General features: G+C 71.0%; 20 protein-coding genes and 1 pseudogene. 3 read left to right on the forward strand and 18 right to left on the reverse strand.

The annotated features are described in order from the left end of the window. The 8 genes from H297_RS0119220 to H297_RS0119255 all read right to left on the reverse strand — a co-directional run bounded on the left by H297_RS0119220 (window position 1) and on the right by H297_RS0119255 (window position 6,992). Window positions 1-321: a hypothetical protein gene (locus H297_RS0119220; RefSeq protein WP_027738389.1), complete on the reverse strand. Its 321-nt coding sequence runs from the start codon at window positions 319-321 to the stop codon at window positions 1-3. Further along, a complete protein-coding gene (locus H297_RS0119225; protein ID WP_027738390.1) occupies window positions 318-1,364 on the reverse strand; it encodes a major capsid protein in 1,047 nt (348 codons plus the stop codon). The genes H297_RS0119220 and H297_RS0119225 overlap by 4 nt, the downstream gene beginning before the upstream one ends. A 14-nt stretch (window positions 1,365-1,378) precedes the next feature. After that, window positions 1,379-1,768, reverse strand: a complete 390-nt coding sequence (locus H297_RS0119230) for a head decoration protein (RefSeq protein WP_027738391.1) — start codon at window positions 1,766-1,768, stop codon at window positions 1,379-1,381. 20 nt (window positions 1,769-1,788) lie between these two features. Next, window positions 1,789-2,523 carry a hypothetical protein gene (locus H297_RS0119235; RefSeq protein ID WP_027738392.1) on the reverse strand — a complete coding sequence of 245 codons (735 nt, stop codon included), beginning with the start codon at window positions 2,521-2,523 and terminating at the stop codon, window positions 1,789-1,791. Between the two features lie 62 nt (window positions 2,524-2,585). Beyond that, a complete protein-coding gene (locus tag H297_RS0119240; RefSeq protein ID WP_027738393.1) occupies window positions 2,586-3,386 on the reverse strand; it encodes a hypothetical protein in 801 nt (266 codons plus the stop codon). Continuing rightward, the gene (locus H297_RS0119245) at window positions 3,379-4,806 is read right to left on the reverse strand and encodes a phage portal protein (protein WP_078514312.1); all 1,428 of its coding nucleotides are present in this window, start codon (window positions 4,804-4,806) and stop codon (window positions 3,379-3,381) included. The genes H297_RS0119240 and H297_RS0119245 overlap by 8 nt, the downstream gene beginning before the upstream one ends. Before the next feature lie 24 nt (window positions 4,807-4,830). Then, entirely contained in the window at window positions 4,831-6,489 is a 1,659-nt protein-coding gene (locus H297_RS0119250) for a terminase (protein ID WP_027738395.1), read from the reverse strand. Window positions 6,490-6,503: 14 nt separating this feature from the next. Then, a complete protein-coding gene (locus tag H297_RS0119255) occupies window positions 6,504-6,992 on the reverse strand; it encodes a phage terminase small subunit (protein WP_027738396.1) in 489 nt (162 codons plus the stop codon). A gap of 175 nt (window positions 6,993-7,167) precedes the next feature. On the opposite strand from H297_RS0119255, the pseudogene H297_RS44385 reads away from it, so the two are divergent. Further along, window positions 7,168-7,329 (forward strand): annotated as a pseudogene (locus tag H297_RS44385) (HNH endonuclease); the annotation flags it as partial. 69 nt (window positions 7,330-7,398) lie between these two features. Then, a complete protein-coding gene (locus H297_RS44390; RefSeq protein ID WP_051351990.1) occupies window positions 7,399-7,692 on the forward strand; it encodes a hypothetical protein in 294 nt (97 codons plus the stop codon). Window positions 7,693-7,695: 3 nt separating this feature from the next. Here H297_RS44390 and H297_RS0119265 read toward each other — a convergent pair whose 3' ends face one another. From H297_RS0119265 to H297_RS0119280, 4 genes are all read right to left on the reverse strand, one after another. Beyond that, window positions 7,696-8,286, reverse strand: a complete 591-nt coding sequence (locus H297_RS0119265) for a bifunctional DNA primase/polymerase (protein ID WP_027738397.1) — start codon at window positions 8,284-8,286, stop codon at window positions 7,696-7,698. A 294-nt stretch (window positions 8,287-8,580) separates the two neighbouring features. Continuing rightward, window positions 8,581-8,880, reverse strand: coding sequence for an HNH endonuclease signature motif containing protein (locus H297_RS0119270; protein ID WP_027738398.1), 300 nt, complete (start codon window positions 8,878-8,880; stop codon window positions 8,581-8,583). Beyond that, a complete protein-coding gene (locus H297_RS37245) occupies window positions 8,877-9,092 on the reverse strand; it encodes a hypothetical protein (RefSeq protein ID WP_037794728.1) in 216 nt (71 codons plus the stop codon). The genes H297_RS0119270 and H297_RS37245 overlap by 4 nt, the downstream gene beginning before the upstream one ends. Then, window positions 9,089-9,349, reverse strand: coding sequence for a hypothetical protein (locus H297_RS0119280; protein WP_027738399.1), 261 nt, complete (start codon window positions 9,347-9,349; stop codon window positions 9,089-9,091). Before H297_RS0119280 ends, H297_RS37245 begins: the two co-directional genes overlap by 4 nt. Window positions 9,350-10,056: 707 nt before the next feature. Between H297_RS0119280 and H297_RS0119285 the strand changes: the two genes are divergently transcribed. After that, the gene (locus H297_RS0119285; protein ID WP_027738400.1) at window positions 10,057-10,404 is read left to right on the forward strand and encodes a hypothetical protein; all 348 of its coding nucleotides are present in this window, start codon (window positions 10,057-10,059) and stop codon (window positions 10,402-10,404) included. A gap of 79 nt (window positions 10,405-10,483) precedes the next feature. On the opposite strand, the gene H297_RS0119290 is transcribed toward H297_RS0119285, so the two are convergent. The 6 genes from H297_RS0119290 to H297_RS44400 all read right to left on the reverse strand — a co-directional run bounded on the left by H297_RS0119290 (window position 10,484) and on the right by H297_RS44400 (window position 14,745). Beyond that, entirely contained in the window at window positions 10,484-10,870 is a 387-nt protein-coding gene (locus H297_RS0119290; protein ID WP_027738401.1) for a tyrosine-type recombinase/integrase, read from the reverse strand. Window positions 10,871-10,947: 77 nt separating this feature from the next. Then, entirely contained in the window at window positions 10,948-11,124 is a 177-nt protein-coding gene (locus H297_RS43300; protein WP_158693709.1) for a hypothetical protein, read from the reverse strand. A 97-nt stretch (window positions 11,125-11,221) separates the two neighbouring features. Continuing rightward, the gene (locus H297_RS40345; RefSeq protein ID WP_027738402.1) at window positions 11,222-12,472 is read right to left on the reverse strand and encodes a DUF2637 domain-containing protein; all 1,251 of its coding nucleotides are present in this window, start codon (window positions 12,470-12,472) and stop codon (window positions 11,222-11,224) included. A 140-nt stretch (window positions 12,473-12,612) separates the two neighbouring features. Next, a complete protein-coding gene (locus H297_RS44395; RefSeq protein ID WP_486589577.1) occupies window positions 12,613-13,239 on the reverse strand; it encodes a hypothetical protein in 627 nt (208 codons plus the stop codon). Window positions 13,240-13,280: 41 nt separating this feature from the next. Next, complete coding sequence (locus tag H297_RS0119310) at window positions 13,281-13,967, reverse strand: hypothetical protein (RefSeq protein WP_027738404.1); 687 nt, start codon at window positions 13,965-13,967, stop codon at window positions 13,281-13,283. Between the two features lie 79 nt (window positions 13,968-14,046). Beyond that, the gene (locus H297_RS44400) at window positions 14,047-14,745 is read right to left on the reverse strand and encodes a hypothetical protein (protein ID WP_486589578.1); all 699 of its coding nucleotides are present in this window, start codon (window positions 14,743-14,745) and stop codon (window positions 14,047-14,049) included. Window positions 14,746-14,807: the final 62 nt, after the last annotated feature.

Raw genomic sequence — 14,807 nt, forward strand, 5'->3', positions numbered from 1 at the left:
CTACTCCTCCGGGTCGATGACGCCGGACGCCTCGCACGCGGCGATCACGTCCTCGCGGGTGGCGTCCGCAGGAACCTCGACGTCGTGCTGCTCGGCGAACTTCCGCCACGCCTCGACGCCGGACCCGCGGCCCGAGCGGGGCGGCGCCGCGCTCGGGGCCGGCGCCTGCTCGCCGAGCTGCTGCTCGCCGCCCGTGCCCTGGTCGCCGGTCGCCCACGCGTGGGCGCCGATCCGGCGCGCGGCCTCGGGCGGCACGTCGTCGCCGGGGCCGTAGACAGCCCCGGCGACGTGTATGTACGCGATCAGGCGCCGCCCGCTCATGCGAGTACCTGCGCCTTGAACGTGAGGTTCGGCTCGCGCAGGATCGGCAGACCGATCGCCGCGGCGTGCGTCCACAGCCGGATCGGGTCCTTCGACTTGTACGTCGCAGACACGATGCCGGGCTGGTCGCCGCCGGTGAGTTCGTACTCGGCTTCGAGCGCCTCAGCGGTCGTGCCGAGCAGCGTCGCGCCGAGGTCGGTCGGCTGCGCCGCGGTCGTCGCGCCCGGCTCGGACAGCAGCACGAGCGCGTTGCCCGGCGTGGTCCGGGTCGCGGTGCCCTCGACCCGCACCTGTGCGTCGTACACCTCGATCGGCGGCAGCCTCATGCCTTCGATCACGGTCGACACCTGGTCGGCCGAGATGAGCGGCGTCTGCCCGGCGGGCGCGAGCGGGAACGCGAGGCGCTGCACCTGCTCGCACTGCCGCAGATTTTGGAGCACCTGCCGCGACATGAGGATCACAGCCGGTGCCGACCCGTTGGTGTCGGAATAGGTCTGCACCCACGATTCGAGATCGTCGATCGGGGTCGCGTTCGCGTGATCCGACCACAGCACCGCGGCGACGACCGAGTGCTCAGGCGACCGGCCGAAGTCGACGGTCTGCTTCAGCTCGGGAATCGGGGCCTGCGCGTTGACGAGCGCCTGCCCCCGCCCGCGCTCGAACCGCGCAGCGATGTTCGTCGCGAGACGCTGCGCGTCGCGAGCGATGAACGGCAGCGCGTCGTCGCGGGTCAGCTTCCGCAGCCGCAGCCGGTCGTACTCGTTGAGCAGCATCTTCTCGGAGATCGGGGGCAGTTCGCCCATGACCTTGCCGAGACCCTCGCGACGGCCGATCTTGCTCTCGGCGTCCCACGAGCGGTACGACGCCGACTCGGACAGCCCGCCGCCACCGCGTACGAACTCGTACGCGATGTCGTCGACCTCGACGTTCGGCAGCCACCGCGACAGCGTGAACTTGTTCACCTGGAGATCGGCGAGGGCGGCACGAATGAGACCGGTGAGCTCAGTCGGCTCGATGAATTCGGTGTCGAGAGTCCAGCTCATATCAGCGTCTCCTCTCAGACGAACCGGATCGAGCCGGCGACGTCGGTCTTACCGTCGGCGTCGACGGGAACGGGCAGCCGCGACTCGCGCACCTTGCCGTGCGTGAGCAGCGCGGCCGCGGGGTCGAGGGTGTTGTCGGCCGGGGCCTTGACCGCGGCGAACAGGAACCCGACGAGCGTGCCGCGGCCGTCCTCGGCCGCCGCGTCGTACGGGCCGTACTTGCCGTCGGCCGTGATCAGGCCGAGCGGAACGCCGCTCTTGAAATACCCGTCGGGGTAGTGCGTCGCGGCGGTGAAAGTGGAGGTGTCCAGAACGATCGTCTCGGTCGAGTCCGTGCCGTGCGCGGACCCGAGCCACGACTGATCGTCAGACCCGAACTGCTCGGTTACCTGAGCAAGGATCATGATCCGTTTCCTTCGTGTGGTCAGCTCTTGTCGGCGCCCTTGCCGAGCAGCTCGCGGTACAGATCGCGACCGGCAGCCACGCCGCCGCCCGATCCCTTGCCGCTGCCCCGGCGGGCGCCCTGGTCGAATCCGCGACCACGGCGGCGGCGCGTGTCGCGTCCGGCCTCGCGGTCGTCGTCCTCGTCGTTCCTGTCCTTGCCGGACTTCGGGGCGAGCCGGTCGACGAGCTCGGCGATCCCGTCCTCGTCGACCTCGCCCTCGTCGTCGACGTAACGGCGCAGATTGACGTCGTCGGCGACGTCCTTCGCGTGGTCGAGCCGTCCCTTCGCCGCAGCCAGGAACGCGGAGCGGGCGACCCGCTCGCCGGACTTCACGCGCTCTTGCGCCACGGCGGCCGCGACCGCCTCGTCGACCTTCTTGTCGGCCTCGCTCATGCCCTCGCGCTTGAGCTTCGCGAGCTCCTTCGCCGAGCCCGCGTTCGCCTTCGCCCTCGCCTCGTGCTTCTTGGCGAGCGCCCGCCACTTCTCGGCCTCGGCCTTGTGGTCGACCGTGTCGTCGCCCCCGTCGCCGTCGGCGTCGTCGTCCTGGTCGCCGTCGTCGTCCGTGTCGGACTCGTCGCCGTCGCCGTCCTCGGCGCCGCCGAGGATCGGCCACACCGGGTACAGCTCGGTCGGGTCCTCGCCGCGGCGAGGCTTGCGCCAGCCGAGGGCGAGCTGCCCGGTCCGGGCATGGCGGGGCAGAGTGCGCGTGCGCATGGTGGTGTCTCCCGTGTCGGGTCAGGGTGAGCTAGTGGGGTGCGCCGTGTCGGCGCCCGGGGTCACGACGAGACGTCGCTCGGCCCCGTGAACTCGTGCCGGCGGACGGCGAGCAGCGGCCCGTACTCGCCGTGCTCGCGGGTGATGATCACCTGCCGGTAATCCGGGGTGCGGCCGCCGCCGTCGGACTGCCCGACGGCCGTCGCGACGGCGTCGTGCGCCTCGCGCAGCAGCCGCTCGTCGATGATCTGCCCGGGGTCCTTGTTGCCGACGATCGGCTCGGGCTTGCAGTTGCAGCCCGGGTGAATCGGCATGAGGTTCTCGACCCGGTACCGCTGCGTGCTTGCGATGGTGCAGAGCGCGCAGTTCCCCGGGCCACGCAGCGCACGCCGGAAGTACCGGACGCCGCCGCGCTGCATGGACTGCCGGGCCGCGTGCGTCCGCGCGAGCTGCATGTCGGTCTCGGTGATCGACAGCAGCCGCGTACGGCCCTCGTCGACGGCCTGCGCGTACGCCCTGCCCTTGCTAAGGGCCGTCCACGTAGTGACGAACGGGCGCCGGTAGACCTCGGCCGGGTCGACGCCGCGCAGTGCCTCGTCGAGGGCGACGCCGGTCGGCGCGGCCGCGCCGCCGAGCATGTCGGCGATCATCGCGGACAGATAGGCGTCGGTGATCTGTCCCATCTGCGCCTGTGCGGCGAGGACGGTCGGCAGCACGTGCTCGACGAACACCGCGGCGTCGGCGTCGCGGTACCCGCCGAGGCTGTCGAACGCGTCGAGCACGAACTGCACGACCCTCGACCGCAGCGACGTCGACAGCGCGTCGTACCGGTCGCTGAGCGCGTGCTGCAACGCCTCACCCATCGGTCGCCCCGGAGTCGTCCGGGAGGTTGCCGGCCGTCGGCGCGGTGGGCGCCGGCAGCAGCGACGCGGCGAGCAGCTTCTCGGACGCGGACGCCGCCGCAATGCGCTGCACGCGCTGCGGCGTCTCGCCCATGTCCTCGGCGATCACCGCGAGCGGGTAGCCGATGCTCGCCAACTTCGTTGCGGCGTCAGCCTGTACGGCTGGGCTGAGGTACTGCGGGTTCTGCCACCGCACCGTGGCCTCGGTGTAATCCTCGGGCACCCCGGCCTGCGCCGCCGCGAGGCTCATCACGTCTTCGAGCCCCTCGCCGAAACTCGCGATGTGCTCGCGGCACTTGGCGACGTGCATGAGGTCGAGGGCGCTCACGGTGTCCGCGCTGATGTTGATCAGGTCACCCGCGTAGTAGTACGCGGGAGTCTGCGACACGATCAGCATGTCGCGCACGTCGGCGGCGTGTTCGTCGAGGAACGGCCGCAGGTCGGTCGCGTCGAGCTGCCCGAACTGCGCGTTCTCTCCCTCGGACGCCCAAACCGTGTTCGGGCCCGGCGTGAACGGCTGCTCAACGACAGTCAGGCCGGTCGCCGGGTCGACGCGCTTCGCGAACTTGTGACCCTTGATCCACTTCTGCCGGAACCCCGAGTACCGCGACGCCGCCATGCGGTTCAAGATCCCCATGTTCACGCGGTCCTGAATGTCCAGCACGCCCGCGAACTCGGGCTCGGGGTCCTCGCCGAGGTCGGGCATACGCGCGAACTCGACCAGGGGCAGCCCGCCGAGGTCGTGCGGCTCGCCCTCGTCACTGCCGCCGACGTACACCCACGAGTCGGGCCCCCACGGCAGGCGCGCGCTCGTGCGTTCCTTCGTCCGGTACGGGAAGGACCGGTCGTCATACAGGACGCGCGCGTACCCGTAGCCGTCGACGTCGTTGTGAAACGCCTTGAGCCCGACGTACGGCTCGCCGGTCTCCGGGTCGTACTCGACGATGCACTCGCGCGGGTGCTCCGGCGTGATCAGCGGGCTCGGCCGGCCGTTGTCCTCGACCCGCGTCGGGTGCGGGCCGACGAGCATGTACCCGGCCGACTGCCCCATCGCGACCCGCCATACGAGTTTCTGCCGGGAGTCCAGCCGGTTCGCCTGCCACCACCGCGCCGCCCCGGCGTCCGGCTCCCCGTCCGGGCCGGTCACGCCGAGCGCGCGCAGCCGGTGAACCGTGGCACCGACGATCATGCCGCAGAAGTTCGTGCGGCTCTTCCGCTGAAAGTCGATGAACGCCTGCTCGGCGTTCTTCGGCAACTGGGGAAGGTCGGGCCGCCCGCGGTAGTACCGCCACCACTCGTCGAGCTGCCCCTGCCGCTTGCGCAGCTTTCGCCCGAGCCGCAACAGCCACCAATCCGGCGAGTCCGGGGTGTCGTCGAGCACGTCGTCGCCCCCTCTCCGGGCTCGTCAGAAAGTGCCGCCCCACATCTCGGGCTCTTCGATCTCGACACCGGCCGCGATCGCGTCGAGGCGGCACTGCCACGCCAGTACGGCGGCGACCGTGGCGTCGATCTTGTTCGCCGAGTCGGGGTGTTCCTTCGTGATCTGTAGGCCCGAACGCGTCTTGCGGCGCCGGGCGTTGAGCAGATGACGCACGAGCGCCGACGACCCGTCGTGCGTCAACTCGCCCTCGGTCAAAGCGGTGTGGAACTTCTCCAGCGCCCGGACGATCAACACGCTCCGGCCGCCGGTCATCCACCACTCGACGGGGTGCGCCCTGGTCGCCTGCACCTTGAGCCGCCGCCCGTAGGCCGCTTCCCAGTCGGCGACGTGGCTTTCCCACTTCGCCGGGTCGGCGTACATGCCGACCACGTCGTACCGGTCGAACGCCTCGTGCACGGTGGCGAGCACCTCGACGACCGGCACCTGCCAGTCACGGCCGGCCGCGCCGTCGGGCTGCTCCCATACGCCGATGGGGAAGACGTGCCCGTCGCTGAGCCTGCACCCGACGAGCGCGGTCGCGTCGGTGACCTTGCGGTTCCGCTTCCGCGACCCGTCGAACCCGAGCACGATGCGCTCGCCCGGCTCGACGACCTTGCCGAGGTCGGACGCCGCGCGCACCTCGGGCTCGGACAGCCACGAGTCGGCGGCGTGCGTGATCTGGTTCAAGTAGTCGGCCCGCAGCTCTTGCGGGTCGTTCGAGGTGTCCCAGAAATCGGCGGCGAGCCGCTCGATCGGCGACCAACCCGGCGCGCACGGCGGATCGTGCAGCACGCACCCGTCGGGGTGATCGCTGCTGTCGCCGTACGCGACCCGCAGCCCGTACACGAGCGACTGCTCGTCGGTCATGTCGGTCTCGGCCGGCGCCTCGCGGTGGTCGTACAGCAGACCCGAGCCGCGCGACCGGCCCTCGCGTATCGCTCTCCAGTCGGCGGCGGACTGCTCGGCGACCGAGTCCTCGCCCGGCGTGAACGCGTTCGGGGTCTCGATCAAGCTGCCGCCGATCTTGCCCGCGTTGAACCGCATGGTCTTCGCGAGCTTCCGGCCCCCGTTCGCAGGCAGCCAATCCTCGGTTTGATCGAGGCTCGCGAAGCATGCCTTCGCGCCCTTCGCCGACGTCGCCGAGGCGGTGATCGGCTCGATCTTCCCGCGCCGCAGATAGACGACCGTGTCGAGCGGTTCGAGCCCGTACTCGTCGACGACCGGCCCCGACCGCGCCATCTCCAACAGCGGCAGCCACGAGTTCTCGGCCTGCTTCTCCGTCGCCGCGGCGAGCTGCACGAGCGGCGTACGGACCCGGTCCCAACCCATGCCGACCGGCTCGCCGTCCGCGTCCCATCCGTCCGGGACGACCGGCCCGCACGCCTCGGCGAGCGCGACCGCCGAAACGAACGGCGACTTGCCCCAGCCACGCGGCCGCGAGAGCACCCCGCGCCGGATCATGCGCTTGCCGGTGATGGGATTGAGCTCGTAGTACCGCAGCACGAACTCGGCTTGCTCGGCGCTCGGCACGTACGGCTCGTACTCGGGGCGGTCCGGCGCGGCGAGGTACGCCGTCATCCAGTCGAGCACCTGCCACCCGAGGGTGGGCAGCTCGCCCTCGTACTCAGGACCCCGCCACGGCATGACGGACCCCCGAATCACTCACCCTTGCCCGTGCCGGTCTTCCCGCCGGGCAGCGACCGCAGTTGGCCGTAACGTTCCTTCGCCGACGGGCCGCCGGACGCGCCGCGGCCCTCGTCGGCCCCGTCCGCCTCGGCGAACACCATGCGCAGCCGGGCCCGGTCAGCCGGGGTCGCGCCGAACGCAGCGACCCGCAAGCGCAGTTCGGCCGCCGCCGACAGCTCGCCGCGCCACAGCCGGGCGTGAATCAGGGCGGTGTCGAGTAGGTACTGCCAGTCGGACGAGCCGAAGTGGTCGGCCTGCGGCGAGTCGATCCACATCTGCCACCACTCGCGCGTGCGCTCGGGCCACACGAACTCGACGAGGTCGCCGTCGCGCTCGACCCGGAAGTCGGGGAGCTCGGGGGGTTCGGCACGCTCCCACCGCAAGACGGTCTGCGGGATCGCGTCCTTGTTGCGCCGGGCCCGACGGCTCGGGTCCTTCGGCGCCGGTCCCATGCCGGCCATGGCTGTACCTCCCGTGTCGGGTACGCCGCAGCACACCCGTGTCGGGCGACTGCTACGGCAGAGATTGAGTGCTGCTGCGCCGAATCGGACAAAATGCTTGCCAACTCGGGGCAACAGCGGAGGGGACACAGTGAGGGACCGACGCCGGAGGGAAGAGTGGGTTTGCGACAGGTTGATGGTCCTGTTCGCGAACGGGGGTCGCTGCGTCTACTGCGGCTGTGAGTCCGAGACAGCCGATCACGTCATCCCCTGGGCACGGGGAGGCCACGACAGCACGGCAAATATGGTCCCTGCGTGCAACGCGTGCAATCGGTCCAAGAACGACCGCACGCCAGCCGAGTTCGTTATGGCGCGGTCTCATCCGTACGTCTGGCCTACCCCTGGTAAACCCACAGGCGGCAGCCTCATGACGTACTACGAGGAAGCCGACAAGGCATGCCGTAGGACGCTCACCTTGATAGACGGCGTCCTCGCGGAGATCGCGAACGAAGCCCGTGAGAAGTGGTTCGTCGACCGCTTCGTCGTCTTCGGCACCGTCCGGTCGAGGGGACTCGAATCAGTCGCTATGACCCGCGCGTTCATGACCGCGAGCGTGGAACAAGCCCGCCAAGCCGGATGGCCCGAGAGGAAGAAGCCTCGGCACCGGATCGTGCGCGACCAACTCGGGAAGGTCTTGGAGGAGATACCCGAGGGCGAGTAACCCTCACTGACAGCCGAGTTCGGCGAGCACCGGCTGCAAGTCGCCCAGCCGCAGGGGCGCCCCGTTGTACGCCTTACCCGTGACCGCGATGTACCGACCGATGCCGTACGCCTCAACCGAGCCGCCGCCGTCGACCGTGATGCGGCGGCCGCGCGGCAGCGAGCCCGTGCCCCACACGTGCAGCCCGTCGCCGGACACCGACCGCTCGACCCACGTTGGACCGGCCGTGTCGAGGATGCGCTGCGCCCACGGAAGCGGGGCGCCCTGGTCGTCGAGGGCGTGATCGAGGTCAAGGCACGTGACCCCGTCGCCGTCGAGGACGAACCCGAGCCCGACGCCGACCGGCGAGGCGGCCGCGTCGCGGTACCTCGACCACGTCGCCGGGTCCGTGCTGCTCGCGACCGCGCCGTCGACGGCGACCGGCACCTTCGCCGAGGTGCGCCGGACCCACCGCGGGCGGCTCGTGAGTTCGGCCGGGATCGTGCGGCGTGCTCGCGACCGGGCCTTGCGGCACCGCGGCGAGCACGTCACCGCGTGGGCCCGAGCCATGACCGGCATGGGCCCGGCGCACTGCTCGCACGTCCGGTTCGTCATGTGTCCAGTGTACCGCGATGTCACGCTTTTAGCGCTGTGACCTGCATATTTAGCCTTCATATAGTGAGGGCGGCAGGCTGAGAGGCGATCTGCGGCCCCTCGGCCGCGCGCCATCAAATCAGCCTGCCGCCCCGCCGCTCGCCCGCCAGCGAGCCGCCCACGCCCCGCAGCGTGGCCGTTTTGGTCAGACCCGTACGGAACCCGAGCCGCAGCACCTCCCGAGGCCCCGATCGGGTGGGGGAGGGGAGTCGCCCCCCAGGGGGCGCGCTCAGATTCCGGGGCCAGTCTTGCCGGTCAGATCAGTCCGGGGTGCCGCTCGGCCGGTCGCTGCCGTCGTACCGCCCACCGTGCCGCGTTGCCTTCGCGTGAGCTCTTGATCGCGTGATGGTCGGCACACAGCGCTTGCACGTTCTCGGGTCGGTGGTCGTTGCCCGGCTTGATGTGGTCGACCTCGGTCGCGTGGTTGCTGCATGCGACGCCGTGCTCGTGCCATCGGCAACGGTGACCGTCACGGTCGAGGACGAGCGCACGTCGCTGTGGCCAGTCCGCGGGCAGCTCGCTACGCCGGTTGCTGCCCGCCCATCCGCCGCTCACGGTTCGCTCTCCTCGACCTGGTCGCCGTCGGTGCCGTGCTCGATCACGCCAGCCACGTCCCGGAGGAACGCCGCGAGGTCGTGTCGGTAGTGGTCGCCGTCGGTGGTGAGGTCCCCGAGGTGTACCTCGCTGCCGCCGACGCGCAGGTGCACGGGTGTCGGGGTGGGGGTGGGTACCTCGGGGGTGGGGTGCGTGCCGGGGGGTGTGGTCATGGGGTGGGGTCCTCGTCGTCGAGGCCGGGGTCGTCGTCCTGGTCGGCGAGGTCGATCTGCGAGCCGAGGGCGACGCCGTCGAGGTCGAGGTGCCGGCCGAACCCGAACGGGCTGCTGCTCGGGGCGGGTTCGGTGGGCAGTGCGGCGTACAGACGGCGTGCGGTGCGCTCGATCTGCCGCAGCAGTGCGGGGTCGTCGGTGGTGCCGTCGGTCCTGATCTCGACCTCGCGGTGCCCGTCGGTGAGGCGTACGCGCATCGGCGGTGTGCCTCCCGTCGGCGGGTTGGGCCGCGCAGGGCGGGCAGCAGCACCCGCTATTTGATCTCGTAGGTTCCGCCCTGCGCGGGCGTGAGGGCCGCCGCCCCTCGGGGGGACGTGGGGCGGCGGCGCCGACCGGAGGTGGGGAGTACCGGCCGGGGCTGTGGGTGAGGGCATGAGAAAACCCCCGGCGGTGTGTCCGCTCCGGGGGCTCATCGGGGCAGTTGCGGCGTTTGGGCAGCCGTCGTCTGCGGTCCCAGAGTGCGACACGTGATCACCCTGGTCAAGCGGGGTGGCGACAGAGAGAGCGCAGGTCACGCGCGCCCGTCGCTACCGGTAGTAGCTCTCTCTACCGCCACCACAAGGGGTATGGGAGGGGAGGGGAACGCGCGCGCGTGAGGTCCCCGGGCTGTCCCCCGGGGACAGAAGACTATGACCTGCGGGAACGGATTTTTTCGGCGTTCTTTTCGTCGACGAATTGCGAACGATTCGCGTGTGATTCGTCTTCGATTCGCTCTCGAATCGCGCGCGGAAGGCGCCCCGCTCGGTGTGCCGGTGTCGTACTGAAACGTCCCTTCGGGTGGCGCCGGGGAGGCGTGAAATTTTGCCGAGACTTTGCCTGTTGGGGTGGAGTGCGACACGGACAGGGACGCCGGCCGTTGGCCGGACCAGGCCCGGAAATCTGGCCGGTCTGCCAGACTCCGGGCATGTCCGTACGCATCTACCGTCACGTTCACCGGCTGCGCACGCACCGCGAGTTGTGCCTGCCGGACCAGCGGATGCCGGACGCCGACGCCGAGTACGTACGCGGACTGATCGAGGCGGCCGCGATCGTGAAGGGGCGGACACCGGCGGACGGAGAAGCGCTGTACGCGAAGTGGCTCGCGAACGCCGAAGAGCCGCCGTGCGACTGCGAGGTGTGCGAGGTCGTGCGGAAGGGCATCGAGGGCGCGCGAAGGTGGGAAGCGGCCGGTGCGTACTTGGACGCGGAAGGGTTCCGGGTGGTCCCCACGAGTGTGGAACGCGGACCGCTGCCGTCCTCGCAAGAGGAGTAGAGCGGCCCTCAACGCGGCGGCGCCCCGCCCGGCGGATGCCGAACGGGGCGCGGTGGGCGATCAGCGCGTTACGAGAGGCTCACCGAGGGATGCCTCGGTGAGCCTGCCCACCGGTGCGGAAGGCGTGGATACTGGCCGCGCCGGCCGACCGTGCGCGGCGTGCCGCGGCCTCGCGGCCGATCGGCTGCCCGCCGGTGTGCAGGGCCGGCCCGTCGGTGTGGCCGCTGACGGCTTGGTGCAGCAGCGCGACGGCGCGTTCGCCGAGCGGTACGGACACCGGCCCGGGGGCGCTGCGCTTGCCGTACTCGACGCGGGCCGTTCCTGCGGCGAGGTCGAGATCGCGAACGTCGAGCGAAAGGGCGTCGCCGAGGCGTAGTTCGCCCTCCCACAGCAGCGCCCACAGGGCGCGGTGCGCGATGGGGATCGTGTCGTCGGCGAGCAGCTCGTCGACCTGTCGCTCGGTCATGGTGGGAGCTTGCGGCATGGGCCTGTCCGCCTTACATGATTCCGCCCCCGCACGGGCAGGGGCTCCGGGCCGGTGGGTCAGCGACGGTAGGTGCCGTGCCTGTCGTGCGCCTCGTACGCCTCGCTCTCGGTCATCGAACCGGACCCGACGGCTCGGTCGATTCCGGCGGCCGTGGCCTCGAAACACGCCTCGCACTCGCCGCACTCTTCTTCGGGCGTGACGGCCCCGCAGTCGGGGGCGAACTCGTTGCTCATGCTTGGATCATCCTTCCGATAGAGGCGCCCCGTCCGGCGGTTCCGGACGGGGCGCCTGTACGGCGTCAGCGGTCGTACGGTTCGGCGTGGTCGGCGATCAGAGGTAGGGGCCGTTCGGCTCGGGCCGGGGCCGCGCGGTCGGCTCGGGCGCCGCGGCGGGCTTCGGGGCGGGCCGGTTGCGGTCACGCGAGTTGACCGTGCGCACGTAGCCGTCGGTCACCTTGTCGAACCCGCAGCGGGTGAGCTGTTCGGCGACCTGCGCCGAGGTGAGGCGGGGCAGCGCCTCACGGACGCGCCGCACCGCGTCAGCCTTCGACAGACCGGCACCGGCGACGGCCTCGTCGACGATGCGGTCGGCCCGACGCTGTTCGTCGGGGTCGAGGCTCGGGCCGCCCCCCGGGGCCGGCGCATCCTCGGCGGGCCGTTCGGGAGATGCGGGCGGGGGCGGCGCCGCGGCGGTGAGCGCCTCGGGCTGCTGCACGGTGATGACGAGCTGCTGCGGCTGCGGCGCCCCGTAGTGATGCGGCGGCGCATCCTCGCGCGTGAGGGTGTAACCGGACGGCCGCGGGACGCGGTCGAGGACGATCGCGACGTCGAGTTCGGTCACGTCCTGGCCGTACTGCCGCAGTACGTCCACGAGTTGCGCGAGCGTGAGCTCGGGCCGGGCCTCGTGCATGATGCGGATCGCCTTGCGCGGCGTCATGGCGGACAGCTCGGACGCAATCAGCTCGGGCGCCTCGCGGCCGCCCGCCGGTGCGGCCTCGGCCTCGTCGGCTGCCGTGCCCGTGACGTGCGCGACGGCGCGTGCCTTCGTCTGGCTCCACGCTTGTTCACCCGCGAGCAGCCACCCGAGCCACCCGAACACCGGCCACCGCATCGGGTGTTCGCCGCGCGCGATCCGGTGCCGCGCGCGGGTCGCGGCCCACGACTGGTCGAAGAGCAGCAGCAGACCGGCAGTCGGCGCGGCGAACATCAGGGTCGCGCCGATCCCGCCGTCGATGTGCTCGGCGTGCAAGTGGTTGAGGTACATCGAGATTCCGGCTTGCAGCAGCGTCACGAGCCGTGGCCCGAGCGCGCTGCGGCCCTCGCGGACCGCTTCGCTCGCGAGATGCAGGCAGGCGATCGCGATGCCGTCGAAGCACGCGGCGACCAGGGCGGCGAGGAACGAGGGGACGCCGTACATGTCGTGCGCGACGACGTACAGGGACCACGCGACGAGGCCGGCGGCGGCCGGTGCGATGATGCCGATCCCGATGCGCCACCCGAGCCGGTTGCGCCATGCGGGCGGCTCCGTGCGATCTGCGGCTTCGGCGGAGCGGGCGGGGTGTGCCCGGCTACGATTTTTCACTGTCTGACTCCTGCTTGCTCAGGTTGTCGGACGGGCTCCGGCCGGTCTCTCACCACCGACCGGGGCCCTTCTGTCTGTTGGGTACCTTGGGCGCGGGGCGTCCCCGCCACTTGCCTTGGCGGGGACGCCTCGTCATGCCGTCAGGCGGGCACGATCAGCACGAGGCGGTCGGCGGGCCACGGGTCGCAGGTCAGCGACGGACCGTACGAGGTGCTGTCGGTGCAGAGCACGACGGTCTCGCCGTCGGCGAGCCCGCAGGCGCCGCACTGGCACGTCGGGTCGAACGGCTGCGGGTCGGCGGTGTACGGCTCTTCGAACCAGTCGGGTTCGAACCCGCCCTCGCGGCTGTCGACGGCGGCGAGGATCGTGTCGCCCGCCTTCACCTCGTCGGCGCGCACGATGCGGGCGTCGGTGGTGTCGACGTGCAGCGGTGCGTACTGCTCGTCGGCGGGGCGCGAGGCGACCATCGAGGCGACGTCGTCGAGGTTGCTGCGGTCGTTCAGCACGAGCAGGTTGTGCAGCTTCGGGTGCAGCGCGACGTGCCAGCGGTCGCGCAGGTGCTCGGTGTACTGCGCCATCACTCCCGCGATTCGCGCCCGCTGCTCGTCGCCCGTGAGTTGGCGGTTCAGCTTGTCGCCGCACGTGTAGTGCACGAACACCGAGCCCGGATCGTCGCCCGCACAGACGCTGAATCCTTCCTCGGACTCTCGACGGCTGCGTGTGAACTGCCTGCCCATGTGCCGACTGACGGCGTTTGCCGATGCCATGGCGTTACTCCTCGTCTTGTTGTGGGGGCTCGGGTGTGTGGTCAGCGGCGGCGCAGGATCGGGCGCCCGATCCACCCGTCGGCGAACACGGGATAGGCGGCGAACTGATAGATCGAGCGGCGCCTCTCCTTGCCCGACAGGCGGGAGCGGCGGACCGCCGACTTCATGCCGTCCGTGAGCGCGACGGCCGCCTCGGGGCTCGGCACGTGCAGGCGCCCGAGTTCGTCGGCCTCGGGGTGCGTCATGCGCAGCTCGTGAACGCTGCTGTCCTGCGCCTCGACGAGGTACTCGGCGGCGCCGCCGTCGATCTGCCGCAGGGCGGTCACGGCGTCGACCGTGGCGGACATGGCCGACTCGTGGCTGCGCTGCTCGCGCATGACGACGGTGCGGGTTCCGTCCTCGGCGACGTGCTCGACAGTGCAGCCGCCCGTGCCGTCCGCCCACATGCTGTGAACGCGGTACTCGCGGCCGCCGTACCAGAACAGTCGGTCGTTCTCGTGGCGGGCGGTGCCGTCGGTGACGGCGAGCAGTACGGGCAGGGCGGGCATCGAGCGGTCGTCGTCGAGGTCGGCGGCGGCGATCCATGCCTGCGAGCCGTCGCTGTGGTTGTAGACGAACACCGACTCGGGCGCGTCGGCGGGGGCGGTGCGGGTGTGCAGGACGCGGCAGGGGGCGCCCGTGGCGGCGAGCTTGACGTGCATGTCGGGGGTGATCTCGTGCTGCTGCATGGGGTGTTGTCCTTCGGTGGTTGGGGCGGTCGCCCCCGCCACTTGCCTTGGCGGGGGCGCAACGCGGTTGCGGAAAGGGTCAGTTGAGGTGCCGCGCGGGAACGACGAGGACGAGGTCGGCGGCGGGCCACGGGTCGCAGACTTCCCACGGGTTGTCGTCGCCGAGGTCGACGACGGGGCCCTCGTGGTCGGCCATCGTGGCGCAGGACCCGCAGCCGCACGTCGGGTCGTACGACTTGGGGCGGGCGGTGTACTGGTCGTTGAAGTAGTCGGCGACGGGCATGCGGTCGCGGGGTGTCTCGAACGACGCGAGGACCGTGTCGCCGTCGCATACCTGCGCAGCGCGCACGATGCGGGCGGCGACGGGGTCGACGAGCAGCGGGGCGTGATCCTCGTCGTTCGGGAGTTCGGTCACGGTCACGGGGAAGAACTCGACGGTGTCGTCGGCGGGTACGGGCGCGGCCTCGCGGCGGTGCTCGCCGTCGCAGTCGACGCCGCGCTCGGCGCAGTCGCACGGGCAGGTGCAGCCCTCGACGGGCCTGATCCAGAACTCGAACGCGTCGACACGGTGCGTACGGACGAGGTCGGTCTCGGCGAGGGCGTCTAGGCGGTCGAGGAAGGTGTCGAACTCGCTCGTGTCCTCGACGTCCTCGGCGACGTTCTCGACGTCGGCGGCGAGCCACTCGCGGGCCCCGTCGGGGTCGCCGAAGCACTCGATCCGGTACTCGGGCGCGAGGCCGATCTCGTTGAATCCGACGTGAAAGCGGGTGCGGGTCATGGCGGGGCGTGTCCTTTCGGGAGGGGCGGCGCCCCCGTCACTTGCCTTGACGGGGACGCCTG

It is taken from the genome of Streptomyces sp. CNT360 (assembly GCF_000424785.1).